Below are 19,561 nucleotides of genomic sequence, written 5' to 3'. Positions count from 1 at the left end.
GGATCACCGCCCGCTGACGAGGTGTTCCTGGCCGATGAAGCGCGGGCGCTCGTCGATCGCGAGGAAGTTGTTCACGTCCTCGCGGGCCTTCTCGGCCATCTCGCCGACCGCCTCGTAGTCGCGTGACCCCTCGCTGCCGAGGGCGTCGTAGAGCGCGTCGATGTCCTCGAAGTACAGTTCCGCAATGCCGTCGAACGGCTGGGCATCGGGATCCGTGGGGACGACGGTGTCGTACTTGACGACGCCAGTGATCTCGCGGGCGATCGGCGTGTGGTTGTTCTGCCAGTGGTCGATGAACTCGTCGTGAGTCATGTCTTCCTGGCGGACGAGGAACGCCGAGTGTTTGTACAACTCGTCGGAGTCGCCGTCGACCTCGTCGCGCTGGACGATCGGGTCGCCGGCCATCCCGCGCTCGGCCGCGACGGCCTCGGCGAACTCGCCGCCGGTGTCCGAGACGACCGAGTCGGCGTCGTCGACTGCGTCCTCGTAAGCCGCTTCGTCCGCGAAGAAGAACTCCGCGAGGCCGTCGAACTCTGCGTGTTCGGGCATCGTCGGGAGCACCTCGTGATACCGGGTGACACCGTCGATCTCGTCGTCGAGATCCGTCGCCTCCCACAGGTCGACGAACTCGTCGTGCGAGACACCGTCTGCGCGCGTCAGCAGTGCAACGTGCTTGTGCATAGACAGGGGTTCGCAACGGGGCCAATAAATCGTACCGGTCGCGGACGGTGTTGTGGGCGGAGTGCTTCGGCATGGAGTGAGGTGGATACTGTCGCTGAGTTAGCCCGTACCGGCAACGTATGCACCCCCTCGCCATCCCCGTGACGAACCGACCACCACTTACTTTTCGTCGTGGTGTGAATCCGTGACTGTGGAACCGGTACTCACTGTCGTCGCCGTCGCATTCGTCGTCGGGGTGGTGTACTCGCTGATTCGGGTCCTGCTGGGCGACGAAATGCCCAACTTGATCGGTTGACGCGTCCCGACACATTGTCACGAACGATACCAGTTGAATGCGATACTGGTCCGCCGGCCGCAGTACCCAGTTCGCCTGAAGTGAGGGAATCTCTGTTGAGCATCTCGGTTGCCAGGGGCGTGAATGTGTGATTAGTTCGCACGGTTCACAGGTTGGGTCAGTTGCCGAGTCGCTGTAGTGGGTACGGCCACGGTTCCAATTCATCTGCCTCGCCTCCGCTCAGCACCACAGGAGTGCGGAAATTCTGTCGCCGCCTATGATGGATCGTCCGGCCGCGCCCACCCACCAACGATCAAGAACTAGCAACCTGTCTTCACGACCACAAATCGTCACACGGTACCTGCGATCACACCAACTCTTGTGTGAACTTCCCGACGTCTCTGAAATGGGCTATAAGTGCCTGATACTGGTACCTGCGTATCCGAGTCCGGGGAAACGGTCATCGTCGGACTCAACCATCAGTTCAATCCATGTCAAACGAGAAGTACGACATCGAGACGGCCACGGAACCAAGCGACAACACACGACCGAACCCGTCTACGTCGCGGCGTCGCGTCCTCGCTGCGTCGGCGATTCTCGGTACCGCGACGGCAGGAATCGTGCCGATGACCTCGGCTACCGGCGAAGACCACGGGGACGACGAAGCGGACCACGGGATGGATGCGCAGCCGCCGGAAGCTGTCGAGAACGATTTCGAGGACGATATCGACCTACTCAATTACGCCCGAACGCTCGAACTCCTCGAGGCGGTGTTCTACCAGCGTGGAATCGAGAACATCGGCGACGAGGGGTTCAGACAACACTTCGACGGATGGGGGCCGATTCAAGATCGCGTCGCCGACCGGATCCGCGTGGTGCGCAATCACGAAGTCACTCACGCGGAAGTTCTCGGGCAGACGATAACGCAGCTCGGCGGTGATCCGGTCTCGAGTCCCGAGTTCGATTTCGGATCGGCCGTCCAGGACCCCGGCGAGTTCATCGCCACGGCCGCCCTGCTCGAAGACGTTGGCGTCTCCGCGTACGCCGGGGCCGCACCGTATATCCAGAACGCAGCACTCGTCCCGCCGGCGCTGAGCATTCACAGTGTCGAGGCGCGACACGCCTCGTTCCTCCGGGAACTCAACGACGAACTTGGATTCCCGACGCCGTTCGATCAGCCGCGGTCCCGCGCTGAGGTCCTGGAACTGGCGAGTGGGTTCATCGTCGACTAACCACCCGCTACCGCGGCCCTCTATAGTTTCGTCAGTAGCGGGCTAGATCACGGATTCGAACACGAGGCAATGTCGCGTGTTCCGGCGACACGCCGGAACACGATACGGCTCTCGTACTCCCACTGGGAGCGTACTCGGCTGTGCAATTATGGAAATTAGTTCACTACGTACAGCCGGAATCGCGAAAACGCAATCCGCCGTGGTCACAGCCAACGGTTTAAAACCGAGTGGCGAGCCGGAGAGCCCGGCTTTCCTACGCAGGGTCACTTCGAGGTGGGTGTTCCATCTCGAATTCCACCATTCCAAGGGCGGCCAGCAGTCCACGCACACCCGTTTCTCCGAATCTCGATACTGGCCGGAACAGGGCCTGTCGTGGATGGCCCGAAGGGTCCGTCATCGGTCGAATGATCGGGCATGCGGGAACGGTGACGGCATGAACGCAAGACAATCAGTACCAGGCCTAAACAGTTGGAAGCCGATAGGACGAACGATGGCTACCGAGGCGACGTTCACGGTTCCGTCGGACCAGTTTCCCCTGGGAACGGTGTTCGATCAGTTGCCGAACGTACAGATAACGCTCGAGCGACTCATTCCTGCACAGGACGTGGTTATCCCTTACTTCTGGGTGCGGGGAACCGAAGTCGACGACATCGAGGGCGCGTTCACCGAGCATCCGGGGGTAACGGAGATTCAGTTCGTCGACTCCGTCGAGGACGAGTACCTGTTACGTGTCGAGTGGGCGCTGAACTACGACGACGTACTAACGGTACTGGCAGAGACGGAGGTGCCACTGATCGAGGTCACCGGGACGGACCAGCAGTGGACGTTCGAGATACGCGGTGACGATCGGGACGATCTCGCTGCCTTTCAACGACGATGTCGAGAGTTGGACATCCCGATCACGTTGACGGAGTTGCACGCGCTCACGCCGGTCGAAACGGCGACCGAAGCCTCCCTCACCGACACCCAGCAAGAGGCACTGGTGCTCGCCCACGAACGCGGGTACTTCGAGTCTCCTCGCGAAGTCACGCTCGAAGCCCTCGGCGAGGAACTCGGCATCTCACAACAGGCCGTCGGCTCTCGCCTCCGAGGAGGGATCAAACACATCCTGGGGAGCACGCTCTCGGCCCTTACAGTTCGCCCCCAGTCGGATACATAAAAGGGATTTGTACACGAAAAAGTCACCGTGATTGCCGTGGGTCGGCTGCATTCGTGTCATGAGCGAGACTCCGGTCGCCATCGATTCGATACTCGACCTGTGTCGTAATCAGTACTGCCGAATCGCCATCCGGACGCTCGCGGAAGAACAGCGGTCGATGACGATCGACGAGCTTTCGAATGCCATCTTCACGGACATTCATCAGACCCCCATCACGGAGGCATCCGAGGCCGTGCTCACGGAGATCCGTACCGCGTTGTATCACATCCACCTCCCGAAGTTGGCCGCGAAGGGGCACGTAACCTACGACGCCGAGCGCCAACTCGTGGAACCAACCGAGCAAGTAATTCAAGCGCACTCGACCCTGTCTACGTTCCTTGCTGGTGACTCACCAACCGGAATCGCCGATTGAACTGTCGAGACGTTCGACTTCGCTCCCCGTTCGCTGAGAGAATATGCCAACGACTGAGCTCAGCTCGTTCAATACGGCTACGGTCGCACGAATCGCGTCCCGGCCTCCTACTCGTCGTCCGCGTCGAGCGCCTGCCAGGACAGTCGCGGGTTCCGCGCGGCGCTCGTCTGGTCGATGCGCTTGGCCGTCGTTCGGTTCGGCGCGGCCTCGATCGTCGCGTCGTCCTCCTCGGCCACCGCGTTGAACGCGGCAGCGAGCTGGTCGAGCGTGGACTTGGTCTCGACCTCCGTGGGCTCGGTCATGAGCGCCTGCGAGACGATCTCGGGCCACTTCGTCGTCGGCGGGTGGACGCCGTAGTCCAGCATCCGTTTGGCAACGTCGGCGGCGTCCTGCTCGCCCGCGCTCGCGACGAACTCGTGGTGGAACGGTCCGTAGGGGATCTCGTAGTCGATCTGGCTCCCCAGATAGTTCGCGTTGAGCACCGCCTTCGCACTCGCGTCCGCGAGTCCCTCGTCGCCCAGCCGGGCGATGTAGGCGAAGGCTTTCACCAGGACGAGCCAGTTGCCCTGGAAACCGTGGACCGTGCCGATCGTGTGCTCGGGGTCGAACAATTCGTAGATCGCGTCGGTGCTGTCGGTCGTCGGATCGGGGCCGTCGGCTTCCCGCGGACCGTCCGCCGACTCCGCGTCGGCCTCGCGCACTCGCGGTGCGGGCAAGAACGGCGCCAGTTCGGAAACGACGCCGACAGGGCCGGCACCGGGACCGCCGCCGCCGTGGGGCGTCGCGAACGTCTTGTGGACGTTGTAGTGCATCACGTCGAAGCCCATGTCGCCGGGGCGGGCTCGCCCGAGGAGGGCGTTTAAGTTCGCCCCGTCGTAGTAGAGTAGTCCGCCGACGTCGTGGACCATCTCGGCGATCGTCTGGATGTCGCGCTCGAAGAGCCCGAGGGTGTTCGGATTCGTGAGCATGAGCGCGGCGGTGTTCTCAGAGAGGGCTGCCTCCAGCGCCTCGAGATCCACGCGGCCGCTCTCGTCACTCGGTAGCGAGACGACGTCGTATCCGCCCAGCGCCGCCGTTGCGAAGTTCGTCCCGTGGGCGCTCTCGGGGACGATGACCTCGTCACGGTGGCTCTCGCCGTTGTGTTCGTGGTAGGCCGCAGCCACCCGAATGCCGACGAACTCGCCGGCCGCCCCCGCGGGTGGCTGGAGGGTCACGGCGTCCATCCCGCCGATGCGAGCGAGGTAGCCCTGCAGCCGGTACAGGAGTTCTAGCGTCCCCTGGGTGGACCCCTCCGACCGGTCGGGGTGAACCGCCGCGCCCGGCAGCGCTGCGACGTCCTCGGTGAACGTCGGGTTGTACTTCATGGTACAGGACCCGAGCGGGTACGGCCCGCTGGTGATGCCGTAGGTCTGCTGGGAGAGTCTCGTATAGTGACGCGCCAGTTCCGATTCGGACAGGTTCGGCAGCTCGACCGAGTCACGAGTCAGTTCGTCGGGGAGGCCAGCCGCGTCGGCGTCCACCGCGATCTCCGTCGAGTCCTTCTCCGAGAGCAGGGGTTCGTACGTTCCGTTCGTCGACCAGCGAGCCTGGTCGTGGCGAATCTCGGCTGACCCGCTATCGTCACTCATCGAACCACCTCCGAGAGGGCGTCGACGAACCCGTCGAGTTCGTCGTCCGTCGCGCCAGCGACGCAGAGTTGGAGTTCGTCTTCGCCGAGGGTGTGCACCGCGTACCCGTGGTCCTCGAGATCGGCGGCGATCGTCGATGCGGCTCCGTCGACACGAGCCACGAACTCACGCACGTGGTGTCGGTCGTGAACCGGCGCCGTAACGCCGGGGAGGTCGTCGACGCGCTCGGCAAGTTCGCGCGCTCGGGTGACGTCGCGCGTCGCCAGATCGACCAGGCCGTCCGGACCGAGCGCGGCGGCGTGGATCGCCGTCCGCAGCGCCACCCAGGCCTGGTTCGTGCAGATGTTGCTCGTCGCCCGTTCTCGACGGATGTGTTGTTCGCGCGTCTGGAGGGTGAGCGTGTAGGCGCGACGGTCGTCGCCGTCTTCGCTCGCACCCACCAGTCTGCCGGGAACCTGACGCAGGTAGTCCTCACGCGTCGCGAAGAGGCCGAGGCCCATGCCGTAGGCGGTCGGCAGCCCGAGGACGCTCGCGTCACCGATCACGACGTCGGCGCCGACGTCGGCCGGCCGTTCGAGCAGCGAGAGGGCAACGGGGTCGGAACCGAGGACGAACAGCGAATCCGACTCGGTCGCGAGATCGCCGAGTGTCGAGAGTCCCGGTTCGATCGTCCCGCGAACGGTCGGGTTCTCGGCGTACAGCATGACGACGTCCCCGTCCAGCCGATCGGCGATCGCGTCGAGGTCGGCCGCGCCGTCGACCATCGGGTACGTCTCGACGGTGAGATCCGTCCCCGCCACGTAGTTGCCGAGCGTCGAACGCTTGTTTGCCGCGAGCAGTTCCGGAACGAGGACGACCGAGCCCGAGACCGAGCGAAGTCGGTCGGCGAGCGTCGCCGCTTCGCCGAGCGCCGTCGCGGCGTCGTACATCGAGCAGTTAGCGACCTCGAGGCCCGTCAACTCCACGAGCATCGACTGGTACTCGAAGAGCGCCTGCAGGAAGCCCTGCGAGACCTCCGGCTGGTACTGCGTGTACGAGGTGAGAAACTCGGAGCGGTCCGAGAGGTGGTCGACCAGCGAGGGAATGTAGTAGCCGTAGTGGCCGCGACCGAGCAGTTCGACCAGGTCGTCGTTTCGTTCGAGAATCGATTCGACCAGCTGGCGCGTTGCTCGTTCCGATCGGGCGTCGATTCCGAAGTCACCGTCGAACTGCACCGGCTCCGGAATGTCGAAGAGCGCTTCCTCCGAGTCGACCCCGACCGCATCGAGCATGGCCACCGTCTCCGTGTCCGTGTGAGGAGCGTACGGACTCCCCGTCGTGCGTGATCCGTACATTGTTACGTTCGGTGCCGCCAGTTCGCCGTCGGTTCGAACCCTCCGCCAGACACTGCGTCGGCGACGTGACGGTACACAGTACTAGAGGCTAGCCACGGGGGGATAATGAACGCACCTCTTTCGAGATCCGTCTCGGTCGCTCGTCCGGGTACTCAGCCGGTTCGATCCGTCGATTCCTGGGAGTCAGAGTCGGTACCGTCCACCGGTTCGTCGCCCGACGGGTTATCAAGTGGAGTCGCACTCGAGCCCGACTTCGGACCCCCAGCATCGTCGGCAACCGCACCTGGCGGCTCCGTCCCCGTCCGGGCCCGGGCGAAGCTGTCGAGGACGAGCTTCGTCGCACCGAGAACGACGGGGCCGAGGAATAAGCCGACAGCACCGAAGGCGACGAGTCCACCGAAGATGCCGACGATGACGATGAGGGCGTTGTAGCCGCCGGTCTGGCCGATGATGGCCGGGCGGTAGTACGAGTCCGAGAGGGTGACGAACAAGCCGTAGCCCACCATCGCCGCCCCAGCCGTCGTACTACCGGTCGCGAGGAGATAGAGCGCTGCTGGGATCCAGACCCCGAAGGCGCCGATGAGCGGCAAGAGCGTCAGAACGAACGTCGCGACGGTGAGGAAGATCACGGCGGGAACGCCCGCGACCCAGAGGCCGACACCGAGCATGACGGCCTGGATCACCGCGACTGCCACGTTGCCGATTACCGAGGCCCACATGAGTTCGTCGATCCCCTCCTGCAGGTCGGCCAGGACCTCGTCGTCGACGGGGATGACCCACTGGATCCACGCGACGAGACGAGCCCCGTCACGAAGCAAACCGAACAGGACGAACGTCGTTATCGTCAGCCCGATGAACATGTTTGGGAGGCCGCCGACGAGGTCGATCGCCCCGTCGGTCAGTTGCTGAATCGCCGAGGCGATCCGGTCCTGATTGGCCTCGTACAGTTCCACGAGGTCGACGGCGTAGCCATTGCTCTCCAACAGTTGTTCGATCGTCTCGACGTTGATCTGTTCTTCTCGAATCCACTCGACGACGAGGACACCCTGTCTAAACGCGACGGTCAACAGGTACACGAGCGGGAGTAACAGGGCGACGACCGTGGCGACGACGACCACCAGTGCCGCGAACGTCGGGCGGATGTACCGCTCCAGTCGTCGTTGAGCCGGGTAGGCGATATACGCGAGGACGACGCCGAAGAGAACGTACTGGAGATACGGGACGATCACCAGGAACGCGAGAAAGACGCTGACCAGCGCGAGCGCAGTCAGCCCGGGTTGTTCGGTGAACCAGTCGGGCGAGTCACGGGTCGCAGCCATGCCACTACGTGTTGGCGCCCCTCACATTAGTCCTCTGATAGATTGTGGCCGATCGCTAACACGTCAGCCCGGAGAAACCGTCGCGAGTTACTCGACGAACCGGTAGGTCCGCTCGCCCATCCGGCCCCAGCCATCGAAGACGAACTCGTTCTCGGGCGTGGTGATTTCGGCCGGTTCGACGTCTTTGTCGTGGTTGTGGGCGTCGTGGATCGATTCGTACTCCTCGAAGGTGATCGACCGACGCGCGTCGAGCTGGTCGTCGATGTCGATCGCCGCCACCTCGTCGCGCCAGCCCTCGACGACGACCTCGCCGTGGACTTCCGCCTGCGCACCGCTGCCGTAGGAACCGACACCGAGTGTCTCGCCGACGAGGTCGATATCGTTCTCCAGCGCGTGCTTGAGCGCGGACGTCCGAGCGACGTGGACCGAGCCGGTGTACCAGTTTCCGACCTCGCGGGAGATCGAGAGAGTCGGTTCGATCGTGGTGGCGTACCACTCCTGATAGAGATCGGTCTCTTTCAACGCGTCCATGTACTCGCGGACTGCTTCCTCGTAGGCCTCTTCGTCGTCGAACGCCTCGCGGCGGGGCTGGCGGCCGATCTCCTCGGCGAGTTCGTCCTCGATCGGCGTGTTTCGGATGGAGTGGCGATACGCGAGGACGGCGGCCTTGCGCACCATGCCGGGGAACGGGGTGTGGAACGGGACGTACGCGAAGTCGTCCGGGTGACTGTCGCCCGCGACGCGTTCGTAGTCCTCCAGTGCTTCGCGCATGCGGGCGAGGTAGACCTGCATCGAGCGCTTGCCGTCGACGCTCGGGAACTGCTGCTGGGGTTTGAGGAAGTCCGTCTCGTCGGCGCTGCCGTAGCCCTGGTCGGTCGTCAACTCGACGATTGCCGGATCCTCGTCGATCAACATCGCCACGGCGCCGGCACCCTGAGTCGCCTCACCGGGGTCGTCGCGTTCGTACAGCGCCGTGTCCGTCGCGATGACGAGCGCCGCGCGTCCGCGATTGCGCCCCGCGCGGATCCAGTTGTAGGCGTCGTCGAGGCACTGGGTCCCGGCGATACAGGCGAACTTGCGCTCGCCCTTGTTCGCGTGATGGAAGTCCCCGTCGTAGACCTGTTCCAGACAGCCCGCGACGTACGTCGAGATCGGCTTGGACTTGTCGAACGAGCTCTCGGTCGCGACGTCGATACGGCCGATATCGGCCGGTTCGAGGCCCTTGCGTTCCATCAGCCGGTAAGCTGCGTTGGCCCCCATCGTGACGATGTCCTCGTAGCTGTCCGGGAACGAACTCGCGTTGAGCCCGATGCCCTTCGTATAGTACTCCGGATCTTTCCCCTGCGCCGGGGCGAACGTGTTGGGGAGGTCCAGTTCGAGGTTCCCCGTCCAGATCTCGATCGCGTCGATACCGACACTGGTCATAGTGAGAGTGTATCCGAGGAGCTATATCATATTGTCGTTCGTGATTTCGACAATCGTCGATCCCCGGGACCGGTCAGGAGCACTCACTGAAGTCCGAGCGCGTGATCGTCCCCCCAACGTCGACAGTTCCCTGCAAACACCGACTTCCGGCAGACGATTCGAGGGCGATCTCGACATCGACCGACTCTAACTGTGACGAGTCGAGTGAGACCGTAAAGGGGCTCGCCGGGGAGGTCTGTCGACGCGAACCGATCGGTGAACCGGAACTGTCGTAGATAGTCGTCGTGACTCGAGAGACTGAATCGGGGGCGTCGATAGTGTAGTCGACCGTGACCGAGTTAGTGTATGGCCAGATCCACAGTTGCCCGTCGACGTTCGCCGTCGCTTCGAGCGACTCGAACGATGGAACGCCCTGTTCAATCGTAACAGTGTCCGTATCACTGGTGCCGAGGGTGTCACTGTAACCGATCGAGGCCGATTGGCCGGCATCACCCACCACGTCGATGCCAGTCACTTCGATCGTCAACGGTCCACCACTGTTGCCCTGTGGTGACAGCCGAATCTCGTCGGTCGACGGATCGTACGTCACGTATTCCACGTTCTGACCGCTCGTCACGGATACCGTCGCACCGGTGTAATCGATTACCCCACCCTGAGCAGCTGAGAGATCGATCGTCACCTCGTCCTTGTTGCCGACCGCGTCCGAATTGAACGTAATCGTCTGCGTGGTACTGTCGGTAGAAACGTCACTCACGTCGAATTCGGCCGGTGAGCTGGCCGCCTGAACGGCGAACGTGTCAGTCACCGTTGCCGGATTTGCGTTGTCTGCGTCCGTCGTAACCGTCGCCGTGTACGGACTGCCAGCCTCGAATGGACCAAGCTGCGACGTCCCGCCGTCTTCGCCGAACGTGACGGTCGTCGTCTCACCCGTAATCTCGGCGACCGACATCGATTCGTCGTAGACGACCGTTCCGTTCGGTGCCTCGACAGTCACCCCGACCGATAGTCCCTCGGTTGCGACCCCGTTCGTCTCCTCTACGGTCACGTCGACGGGGAACTGCGTCTCGCTGTCAGTATCCGAGATCGTGACCGGGTGAACCTCGAGAGTTGGCTCGGACGGGGGTGCCCCGCCGCCATCACCGACCGTAATACTACTCCGGGCGGATGAGATGCCGACGGCTGCGTGGAGGCTTGCCTGGCCGCTCTCCGTATCGTCTGTTTCTACCGTTACGGTAGCAACGCCGGATCCATCGGTGCGGTTGTCCGCGGAGACAGAGAGGTCTCCGGTGTGTGAGGCGTAGATATCTATCGGCGTGTTCTGGGCCGGCCCGCCGGTTCGTCCGTCGGTAACCGTCACTTCGAAGTGTTCAGTATCGCCCGACGTGTCCATCTGTACGTCCGTCTTGTTCCAGACGAGGTCGTACTGGCCGGATCCGTCGCTAATGCCATCTAGTTGGCCCGTCGATTCACCGTTCGATCCGACACCGACACGAGAGATCGAGAGGGTAATCGGGTCGGTTTCGTTGTCGTTATAATCGACGGAGACCGTCGACGAACCGACCGTAAGATCGGCATAGTCGTCGACGCCGTTATCGCGCAACGTCTTCGCCCAGTGAGTTGGGTTTTGTGTCGGAATAGTCACGTTCAGGTCACTGCGGTCCCGAATGGTGCGCTGAACCCGGCCATCCAACTGTGTCACGTCGATCGACTCGGCAGCGCGACCATGTTTGCTCCACTCACCGTCGAGGGCGGTGAGCGAGACGGCATTTCTGGAAAACAGCCGCTGGTCGGCGATCGTCACGTTTCCATCGTCGAACTCGTTGTAGACGAGGGAGTGTTCGATCGTCGTGACAGGGGCGGACTCGTACTCGTAGTACCCCGGTTCGTACCTGAGGAAACTCGTCTGGAGCGAGGTCGGATTCGCTCCGTCAATCTCGTCTAACGCCCCAGCGCCGTCGATCGTGATCGGCGAGTCGGCTTCGACCGCCGATAGCCGTCCGGCGGCAGGTGGCGGGTTGATGGCGAACGTCCGAGGTTCGTAGGACGTACCGAGGGTGACCGAAAGCGTCCGCGCGTCGGAGCCGCCGTTCGTGTTCTGTATCGCGTTCCGCACGTCAACGAGCTCGGCCTCGACGTCGTTCTGGTGGTCCCACTCGGTCTGTTCGTTCTCTGTCGGAACGACGTTGGCCTGGTAGAGGGCGAGGGCCGACACGAGCAGGCCGAACATGAGCACCGCTCCGATAACGACGGTGACGGCGCGCTCCCGACCCTCGGCGGGCATGCACGGAAGAAAGTCCCGATCAGTTAAACGTGTGGCGGCCGGCTCCCCCTACTCGTCCTCCTCGACGACCTCCGGATCGCTCATGGCACTCTGGAGGCTGTCTAGCCCATTGACCCACTCGGTGACGAGGCCGTACTCGATGTCCTCGGCGACGGAGATATCGACGTCTTCGTCGTCGAAAACGAGCGTTCCCGCCTGTGCGGCGTAACCGAGTGCCGCGTCGAGTTCTTCCTCGGCTTCGGCGTCCGCGGCGGCCCGGACGTACTCGTCGACGCTCGCGTCGTCGGCGGGTCCGCCGGCGACGTACTCCTCGGCGGCGTAGAAGACACAGACCAGACTCGTCTGGACGCCGTCGACCAGCATGAGCGTCTCCTCGTCGTCGATGTCGACCTCGGAGAGGACGATCTCTCTGACTTCGCCGAGTTTTTCGAGCGTCGTCTCCTCGTCGAGCTCGCCATCGTCGTAGGCGGCGACGATCTTGGCGACGGCGATGGCCGTATCGTCCTGCAGGTTGAGCAGCAATCTGGCCGAGGACTCGTCCTCGGGGTCGATCTCTTCGTCGTCGAGTCGGTCGATCCAGTTCTGCCAGCGTTCCGCCGAGTAGAACTCGGTCGGGGGATTGCTCATACCCGAACCTACACCGGCCGCGTAAAATGCCTTTCTCTACGGGCATCAGCCCGCGTGAGTGTTTCCCGTAGGAACACGTGCAGGTCAGTTACGACGCTGGTACCCAGCCCGACTCGGTCCACGGCTGCGCTGTCCGCCCGACTTCAGTCCACCGGGTTCGGCGATGTGGCCTCGTGTCTGACCCCTCACGAGAGCGTCGCTTCCGTGTCGATTCCGTACACCTGACGGGGCGTTTCGACGTGTGCAGTGTGTATCGCATCGTCGAATCCATTTTCCGCGAGCCAGCGAACGCGACGCGGGACCGTCTTTGGCCCCAGGACAGCGCCCGGACGCTCCGGGTCGTCGACGAAATCGGTCTCCATGAGAAACGGGTCGCCCCGCTCGGCCGCTCGTTCGAGGCGATCTTTCTCGCTCATCACGCTCGGCGTGACGCCCTCGAGGCGACCGGCCGCGTAGTGTTTCACGACGCGAGTCGGATCATGACCGACGTCACGCGCCCACCCGGCCACGTCGGTCAACTCATCCGTGGCTTCAGTGTGCAACTGGAGTGCGCAGTCTGCGTCGCTCGCACGTTCGAGCGCGTGTCGGAGACAGGCGTTGGATTCGGCCCAGACATCGTCCGAGACGTCGTAGTGTGGTCGGCCGGACTTCAGCGCAAGCGCTCGCCCGTCATCGACGAACACGCTGGCTCGATCGAGCCCCATCCTGATCCGCTCGCCGGCCCCCGCGGGGGAGCAGCCGTCGTCGACGAGTCGTGAAATGAGCGTCGGGTGGACACCCAGCACGGGCCACGCGCGGCCGGGAAGGATTTCCGAGGCGCGGTCGGCGATCTCGACCGTCGTCTCGAAGACGGCGTCGAAATCGGCCGGATCCTCGGGAAGGGGGCCGAGATGCCACGACGGTTTGTTGACGATCAACAGGTGTGTTCCGCCAACCCGCTCGAAGTCGCGAACGGCGTCCATCCCGGCTCCAGCTGCCGGATCCAGATGCAGGTGGTTGTCGAGAACCGGAGCGTCGATGCTGGTCATATCGGGACGTTCGGCGCCGCCTGCAAAAACGGTCGGGTCCGCGTCGGCCACCACACGAACGAACGGTTGCGGTCAGTCAGCCGCGGTCCGTCGGCCGCAGGCGTTCAGCGCGCGAGAAAGCCGACAACCAGCCGGAGTCGGACGCTGACTCGAGATAGTGTTCTGTTCACTATATCATCCACCGATAGTAAACTCGAGTTCCGTTGGTTATCTCCGATACATGAACTTCGCTTTCGGTCTGGACAATAGCTCCCGCCAGGCAGTGCAAATACGCCGTATTTTCCGCCGAAATGGTTCAGTGTGTTGTACGTCACGTTACTATTATTTATTTCTCAATAAAATACACATAGTTTACGAACGGTTTTATGGTGAGCTACGAAAGGGTGGGTTGGAATGACACACGAGCATTCCGGACAGACGAGTAGACGTACAGTTCTCAAGTCGACTGCGGCAACCGGCGCGTTCCTCGGACTCGGTAGCGTCGTTTCGGCGACGCCCGGTCGCGAACCCGGCCCGAAGGAAGACGAGATCCTGGTGGGCAAGACCGATACCGTCGGTCTCGCGAGCGCACGCTCGACGGTCGAATCTGCAATTCCGAGCGACGCATCGGTCGTTCACGAGAACGAGACGCTCGGCTACATGGCCGTAAAAGTCGCCGACGACGGCCCGAGTGCGATGGACTCGGTCATCGACCGACTCGAGCGCCAGCCGGGTGTCGAGTACGCAGAACGGAACGTGACGCTGGAGGCGTTCTACGAGCCAAACGACCCGCAGTTTGGCGACCAGTACGCGCCACAGCTGGTCAACGCCCCGCAGGCCTGGGACACGACGACGGGTTCGTCGGATGTCACCATCGCGGTCGTCGACACGGGCGCCCAGTACGACCACGAAGACCTCGCGGCCCAGTACCGGGACGACCCCGGCTACGACTTCGCGGACGACGATAGTGACCCGTACCCGCCGTCGGGCGAACAGCACGGGACGCACGTCTCCGGGTGTGCGGCGGCGACGATCGACAACGGCACCGGAACGGCCGGCATCAGCGACAGTACCCTCATCAACGCCCGCGTCCTCGGCGGCGGAAGCGGATCGCTGTCGGACATCGCCGACGGGATCCAGTGGGCGGCCGACGAAGGGGCGGACATCATCAACCTCTCGCTCGGTGGCGGCGGCGCCAACGAGACGGGGCGCAGCGCGATCAACTACGCGTTCGAAAACGGCACGCTCCCGATCGCGGCGGCCGGTAACGACTCCGGTTCGCCGGTCTCGTACCCGGCAGCCTACGAGAACTGCGTTGCCGTCTCCGCGATCGACGAAAACGAGAACATCGCGAGCTTCTCGAACGTCGGACCGAACATCGACGTCGCCTCGCCCGGCGTCGGCGTGCTCGCGCCCGTGCCGACCGACGGCTACGCGAGTTTCGACGGGACGTCGATGGCATCGCCCGTCGCGGCGGGTGTCGCCGCACTGGGGAAAGCGACTCATCCGGACCACTCCCCGAGCGAACTCCGCCAGCTCCTCGAAGAGACGGCCGTCGACATCGGCCTCTCCTCGGATGAGCAGGGCAACGGTCGCGTCGACGCGGCCAACATCGTCGAAGGCGGCGGCCAACCAGACAGCCCGACCGCGAGCTTCGGCTTCAGCCCGTCCGACCCCGAGGCCGACGAGACCGTCACGTTCGACGCCAGCGGCTCGTCGGCACCCGATGGCGGGAGCATCAGCGGCTACGAGTGGGACTTCGGCGACGGCTCGACGGCTTCCGGTGTGACCGCTGACCATCGCTTCGCGTCCGAGGGCGACTACTCAGTCGAGCTGACCGTGACCGCCGGTAACGGCAACACGGACACATCCACGCAGACGGTCGCCGTCGGCGGCGACGGCGGTGGCGGCCAGTGTGGCGCCGAGACGAGCTCCGATTCGGTCTCGGGTTCGCTCAGCGGCGGCTGGTGGGGCAACGGCAGTGACAGCTACACCTACACGCTCGACACGGCGAACCCGTGCCAGGCGACGGTCACGCTGTCCGGCCCCTCGTCGGCCGACTTCGACCTCTTCCTCACGCTCGACGGTCGCACGCCGACGACCTCGGACTACGACGAGGCGTCGACCTCACCGGACAGCCAGGAAGAGATCACCGTCGATCTCTCCGGCGGTGAGGAACTCGGCCTGCTCGTCGACGCCTACTCGGGCAGTGGGTCCTACACGATGACCGTCGACGAACTTGGCAAGTAATCACGATCTGAAATCCGGTCTCCCGTCGACGAACCACGAGCGAACCGTTGCACCGATAGCGGACCCCCTTACTCCTCTCATCGCAATACCAAACAGAGCCACTGCAACGCACCGACAGACCTCGGGGCTCGCTGAGCGTATACCCCAGTACTTCTGCCGTCAGCCGTCGAGACCGCTGTCTCCGACTCGTTCCTACCCGTCCGTCTCGTCGGACGTGTCCAGTGTAATCGCCCGATCAGCCGCGTTTTGAAGCGCGTCGGAGCGACCGTACGTCCCAGGGGCGACCGCGAGGGTCTCGATGCCGTCGACTCTGGCCCGTTCGAGGACGGGTTTGAAATCCGTGTCTCGTGAGACGACGACGAGCGTCCCGATCCGTTCACTGGTGACGAGTGCTGTCGCGTCGACGGCGAGTCTCACGTCGACGTCGCCACTGGTCACGACGACCTCGAACCCGCGCGCCTCCGCAGCCTGGATGAGCCCCGGCGTCGCGTGCTCGTTCACGTACAGTCGTGAGACGACGAGCGTACCCTCCGAACGGCCGAGATCCCTGAGCTCGTCCAGATCGACATCGAACTCCTCGCGAAAGACGTTCGGTCCGTCGACGACGAGGCCCACACCGGTCGACGGGGACCGTACGCGCTCCAGCAACGACTCGAACATGCCCTCCCCTTCGACTCCCGAACGAAAAACGTGCCGTCACGGAACCGACTGACGGTCCGGAACCGGCAATTCCTGTGGACGTTCGTCCGACGAAAAGACATTACTACGCACGTCGCAATCGTCCGGATATGTCGCTCAACGCGCCGCCGTTGCGGGACGTCCACGACGAACGGGGAGCCAGTTTCACCGAGTTCGGTGGCTGGGAGATGCCCGTCGAGTTCGATTCGATCCGCACGGAACACGAAGCCGTCCGCGAGGACGCCGGCATCTTCGACGTCTCACACATGGGCCAGCTCGAAGTGACCGGCCCCGACGGCCGTTCGCTCCTGAATCGACTGACGTCCAACGACGTCAGCCGGCTCAAACCCGGTGACTCCCAGTACAGCACGATCCTGGCCGAGGACGGCTCGATCATCGACGACACGGTCATCTATCGGCTCCCCGATCGCGACGGCAACGCGGCCTACCTGTTCGTCCCGAACGCGGGAACGGACGACGCGATGACCGAACGGTTCCAGCGCCACCGGGACGAGTGGGATCTGGACGCCGACGTGGCGAACGAGACCACGGCCTACGGCATGGTCGCCGTGCAGGGCCCGCGTGCACCCGAGCTCGTGGCCGAGCGATCCGACGACGCCGACGCGATCGACGACATCGGTCGGTTCGAAGCGACGTACGTCCCCTTCGACGGTGTCGAGTGCTGGACCGCCCGGACCGGCTACACCGGGGAAGACGGCTTCGAACTCGTGTTCCCCGCCGACGACTCGGAAGAGATCTGGACGGCGTTCGCGGACGACTGCCGACCCTGCGGCCTGGGGTCCAGAGACACCCTACGTCTGGAAGCGGGCCTCCTGCTGTCCGGACAGGATTTCGACCAGGACGAGAACCCCCGGACGCCCTACGAGGCCGGGATCGGGTTCACCGTCTCGCTCGACACCGACTTCGTCGGGCGTGACGCCCTCGCCAAACAGCACGAGACGGGTGCCGACGAGGAACTCGTCGGCTTCGTCGTTGAGGGGCGCGGGATCGCACGCCACGGCCACGACGTGGTCGTCGACGACGAAGTCGTCGGCACGGTCACCAGCGGGACGATGAGCCCGACGCTCTCGGAGGCCATCGGCCTCGCGTACGTCCCCGTCGAGTACGCCGAGCCGGGGACCGAGATCGGTGTTCGTGTTCGTGACCGAACGAAAAAGGCAAAGGTTGCACCCATCCCATTCATCGATACGGAATAATGAGCTTCGAGATCCCAGCGGACCGGCGCTACCGAGAATCGCACGAGTGGGCGGCCGAAAGCGACGGCGTGGTCACGATCGGCATCTCCGATTTCGCACAGGACGAACTCGGCGACGTCGTCTTCGTCGAATTGCCAGACGTCGGCGAGACGATCGAACAGGACGACAACTTCGGCGTCGTCGAGTCTATCAAGGCCGTCTCCGACCTCTACGCCCCGGTCGGTGGCGAAGTCACGGCCGTCAACGAGGAGCTGTTCGACGCGCCCGAACTCGTCAACGACGATCCCTACGGCGACGGCTGGATGCTCGAACTCGATCTCGAAGCCGACGCTGAACTCGATTCGTTGCTCGACGCCGACGCGTACGAAGACCAGATCGCCTGAGTCGACGCGCGTCGACCCGACAGAACCGAGTAACTCTTCTCACAGAGCCGAACAGCTTTCCTCACAGAGACGAGCAGTCCGTCTCAGCCGACGGAACCATCGTCAGTCGATCGTCGCGAGCGTCTCGAGCATCGATTCGAGTGGCTCGTCCGTGACAGCCAGCGAATAGCCGTCGATACGGGCCAGGTCGGCCGCGTGGTCCCACAGGGCCGATTCGTCGATACCGTGGAGGATAACGGCGTTGGGGGTCGGGGTGACGACGCGGAGCGCGACGAGTGGCGATTCGCCGCGGGTGACGCCGGTGAACACGAGCGCGCGATTCGTCGACTGGCCATAGAGGCGGATGAACTCCTCGCTCGAGAGCCGAGTGATCGCACTGATACTGTCGATGACGGTGTGACCGCTGATGCGGTCAGACGTGCCCGCGACGACTTCGGTCGCGTCGAGCGCGTCGTACAGCGTCCCGAGCGGTCGTGTCGTCGCGTACTCGCGGAGATCGTAGACGACGTCGCTCTCGAATCCCGCCGAGAGGACGCGACCGTACTGTCTAATCCGCTCGCCGCCACGCCGCTCGTCGATGGCGAGCAAGCCCCCGACGAGCCGGCTCACGACGCCGATACCGGGGTTCCCCCGCCGACCGCTCTCGTAATCGGAGACCACCGAAGCGGAGACGTCGAGTTCGTCGGCCAGCGCCGTCTGAGAGATGCCGAAATCCGTTCGCCACTTGCGAATCGTCGCGCCGGGATCACTGGAGAGAGTAATTTCGCCGGCGATCTTCTCCGCGAGCGCCGTCTTGACCCCGTCATCGCCCATAGCCAGCTATTCGGGCCGTCGCGCAAGAACGTATCGGAGCCGTGTCGCCGGAGCGGAGTCGTCGGAACCGTGCCTTCGGAGGCGAGCCGTCGAATCAGGGTCGACTCGGTGAACAGCAATCACGGCTCCCGTGGGGGAAAACGTACAAGCGATCCGACGCGTAGAGGTCGACATGCCCTCGACCGTCGTCCACGTTGGCCTGGCCGGACTGCTGGGCGTCGCGCTGCTCGGCGATCGCTTCGACGCGAAGGCGATTATGGTGGTGCTCGCCGCAACTGCGGCGCTCGACCTGGATACGGTGATCGGCATGGGCTGGACGGGGACACACCGGGCGGCACTGCACAATCTCTTCGTCGTCGCCGTTCCGGCTGCGCTGCTGTACTGGGACGTCCGACGACGCGAGGAGTCGATCGTCCGTACGCGATTTGGAGCGGACGCACCGCGGGTGCTCTGGGTGACACTCGCCTGTCTGCTCGTCGCTCACATCATGCTCGACGCCTTCTTCAACGGAGTCAACCTCTTCTGGCCGCTTCACGACCAGTTCTACGACCTTTCGGGGAAACTCTACCTCTCGAATCACGACGGGCTCGTCCAGACGTTCGTCGAGTTCACCACGGCGGACGACGGCTCGCGGACCGTCTCGGAGTCGACGACCGCGGGGACGACCGAGACCACCCACTACGAGACCGGCTTCGATCCGGGGCCCGACACCGAGCCGGATCCGGAACGGATCTTCCCGATCGCGTACAACGGCGAACGGTTCGTCGTCGCCCTCGCTGGTTACCTCGCGGTCTCCGTCCGTCTCTGGGAGGGACGTCGATCGACTCGCCTCGACCACTGA

Annotated in this window: 17 protein-coding genes; 7 read left to right on the top strand and 10 right to left on the bottom strand. The window is 63.8% G+C overall.

Going from position 1 to position 19,561, the window contains the following annotated elements; genetic code table 11:
* Positions 1-3 precede the first annotated feature (3 nt).
* Complete coding sequence (locus C479_RS00195; RefSeq protein WP_007696199.1) at positions 4-681, bottom strand: EthD domain-containing protein; 678 nt, start codon at positions 679-681, stop codon at positions 4-6.
* A 765-nt stretch (positions 682-1,446) separates the two neighbouring features.
* Here C479_RS00195 and C479_RS00190 point away from each other — a divergent pair.
* The 3 genes from C479_RS00190 to C479_RS00180 all read left to right on the top strand — a co-directional run bounded on the left by C479_RS00190 (position 1,447) and on the right by C479_RS00180 (position 3,758).
* Positions 1,447-2,187: a ferritin-like domain-containing protein gene (locus C479_RS00190; protein WP_007696198.1), complete on the top strand. Its 741-nt coding sequence runs from the start codon at positions 1,447-1,449 to the stop codon at positions 2,185-2,187.
* 490 nt (positions 2,188-2,677) lie between these two features.
* The gene (locus C479_RS00185; RefSeq protein ID WP_007696197.1) at positions 2,678-3,346 is read left to right on the top strand and encodes a helix-turn-helix domain-containing protein; all 669 of its coding nucleotides are present in this window, start codon (positions 2,678-2,680) and stop codon (positions 3,344-3,346) included.
* Positions 3,347-3,404: 58 nt separating this feature from the next.
* Positions 3,405-3,758: a DUF7344 domain-containing protein gene (locus tag C479_RS00180; RefSeq protein WP_007696196.1), complete on the top strand. Its 354-nt coding sequence runs from the start codon at positions 3,405-3,407 to the stop codon at positions 3,756-3,758.
* A 107-nt stretch (positions 3,759-3,865) separates the two neighbouring features.
* Here C479_RS00180 and gcvPB read toward each other — a convergent pair whose 3' ends face one another.
* From gcvPB to C479_RS00145, 7 genes are all read right to left on the bottom strand, one after another.
* Entirely contained in the window at positions 3,866-5,386 is a 1,521-nt protein-coding gene (gene gcvPB, locus C479_RS00175) for an aminomethyl-transferring glycine dehydrogenase subunit GcvPB (protein WP_007696194.1), read from the bottom strand.
* Positions 5,383-6,720, bottom strand: coding sequence for an aminomethyl-transferring glycine dehydrogenase subunit GcvPA (gene gcvPA / locus C479_RS00170; protein WP_007696192.1), 1,338 nt, complete (start codon positions 6,718-6,720; stop codon positions 5,383-5,385). The genes gcvPB and gcvPA overlap by 4 nt, the downstream gene beginning before the upstream one ends.
* A gap of 152 nt (positions 6,721-6,872) precedes the next feature.
* Positions 6,873-8,039, bottom strand: coding sequence for an AI-2E family transporter (locus C479_RS00165; protein ID WP_007696191.1), 1,167 nt, complete (start codon positions 8,037-8,039; stop codon positions 6,873-6,875).
* An 87-nt stretch (positions 8,040-8,126) separates the two neighbouring features.
* Positions 8,127-9,464, bottom strand: coding sequence for a hydroxymethylglutaryl-CoA synthase (hmgB, locus tag C479_RS00160; protein ID WP_007696188.1), 1,338 nt, complete (start codon positions 9,462-9,464; stop codon positions 8,127-8,129).
* A 73-nt stretch (positions 9,465-9,537) separates the two neighbouring features.
* The gene (locus tag C479_RS00155; protein ID WP_007696186.1) at positions 9,538-11,745 is read right to left on the bottom strand and encodes a hypothetical protein; all 2,208 of its coding nucleotides are present in this window, start codon (positions 11,743-11,745) and stop codon (positions 9,538-9,540) included.
* A 48-nt stretch (positions 11,746-11,793) separates the two neighbouring features.
* Entirely contained in the window at positions 11,794-12,372 is a 579-nt protein-coding gene (locus C479_RS00150) for a DUF2150 family protein (RefSeq protein ID WP_007696184.1), read from the bottom strand.
* Between the two features lie 185 nt (positions 12,373-12,557).
* Positions 12,558-13,400, bottom strand: a complete 843-nt coding sequence (locus C479_RS00145; RefSeq protein WP_007696182.1) for a TatD family hydrolase — start codon at positions 13,398-13,400, stop codon at positions 12,558-12,560.
* A gap of 393 nt (positions 13,401-13,793) precedes the next feature.
* Here C479_RS00145 and C479_RS00140 point away from each other — a divergent pair, with 393 nt between their 5' ends.
* Positions 13,794-15,629, top strand: a complete 1,836-nt coding sequence (locus C479_RS00140; protein WP_007696181.1) for a S8 family serine peptidase — start codon at positions 13,794-13,796, stop codon at positions 15,627-15,629.
* Between the two features lie 192 nt (positions 15,630-15,821).
* Here C479_RS00140 and C479_RS00135 read toward each other — a convergent pair whose 3' ends face one another.
* Positions 15,822-16,289: an NYN domain-containing protein gene (locus C479_RS00135; RefSeq protein ID WP_007696179.1), complete on the bottom strand. Its 468-nt coding sequence runs from the start codon at positions 16,287-16,289 to the stop codon at positions 15,822-15,824.
* A 128-nt stretch (positions 16,290-16,417) separates the two neighbouring features.
* Between C479_RS00135 and gcvT the strand changes: the two genes are divergently transcribed.
* Positions 16,418-17,524, top strand: coding sequence for a glycine cleavage system aminomethyltransferase GcvT (gene gcvT, locus C479_RS00130; RefSeq protein WP_007696177.1), 1,107 nt, complete (start codon positions 16,418-16,420; stop codon positions 17,522-17,524).
* Positions 17,524-17,907, top strand: coding sequence for a glycine cleavage system protein GcvH (gene gcvH, locus C479_RS00125; RefSeq protein ID WP_007696176.1), 384 nt, complete (start codon positions 17,524-17,526; stop codon positions 17,905-17,907). Before gcvT ends, gcvH begins: the two co-directional genes overlap by 1 nt.
* A gap of 102 nt (positions 17,908-18,009) precedes the next feature.
* Here the strand turns inward: gcvH and C479_RS00120 are convergent, their stop codons facing one another.
* Positions 18,010-18,720 (bottom strand): helix-turn-helix domain-containing protein, encoded by a 711-nt coding sequence (locus tag C479_RS00120; RefSeq protein ID WP_007696173.1) that lies wholly within the window; start codon positions 18,718-18,720, stop codon positions 18,010-18,012.
* A gap of 172 nt (positions 18,721-18,892) precedes the next feature.
* On the opposite strand from C479_RS00120, the gene C479_RS00115 reads away from it, so the two are divergent.
* Positions 18,893-19,561 (top strand): metal-dependent hydrolase, encoded by a 669-nt coding sequence (locus tag C479_RS00115; RefSeq protein WP_007696171.1) that lies wholly within the window; start codon positions 18,893-18,895, stop codon positions 19,559-19,561.

The sequence above is a fragment of the Halovivax asiaticus JCM 14624 genome, assembly GCF_000337515.1.
GTDB classification, from domain to species: domain Archaea; phylum Halobacteriota; class Halobacteria; order Halobacteriales; family Natrialbaceae; genus Halovivax; species Halovivax asiaticus.
The sequence above is the reverse complement of the archived record's forward strand: the minus strand, read 5'-3'. Positions and strand labels throughout refer to the sequence as shown.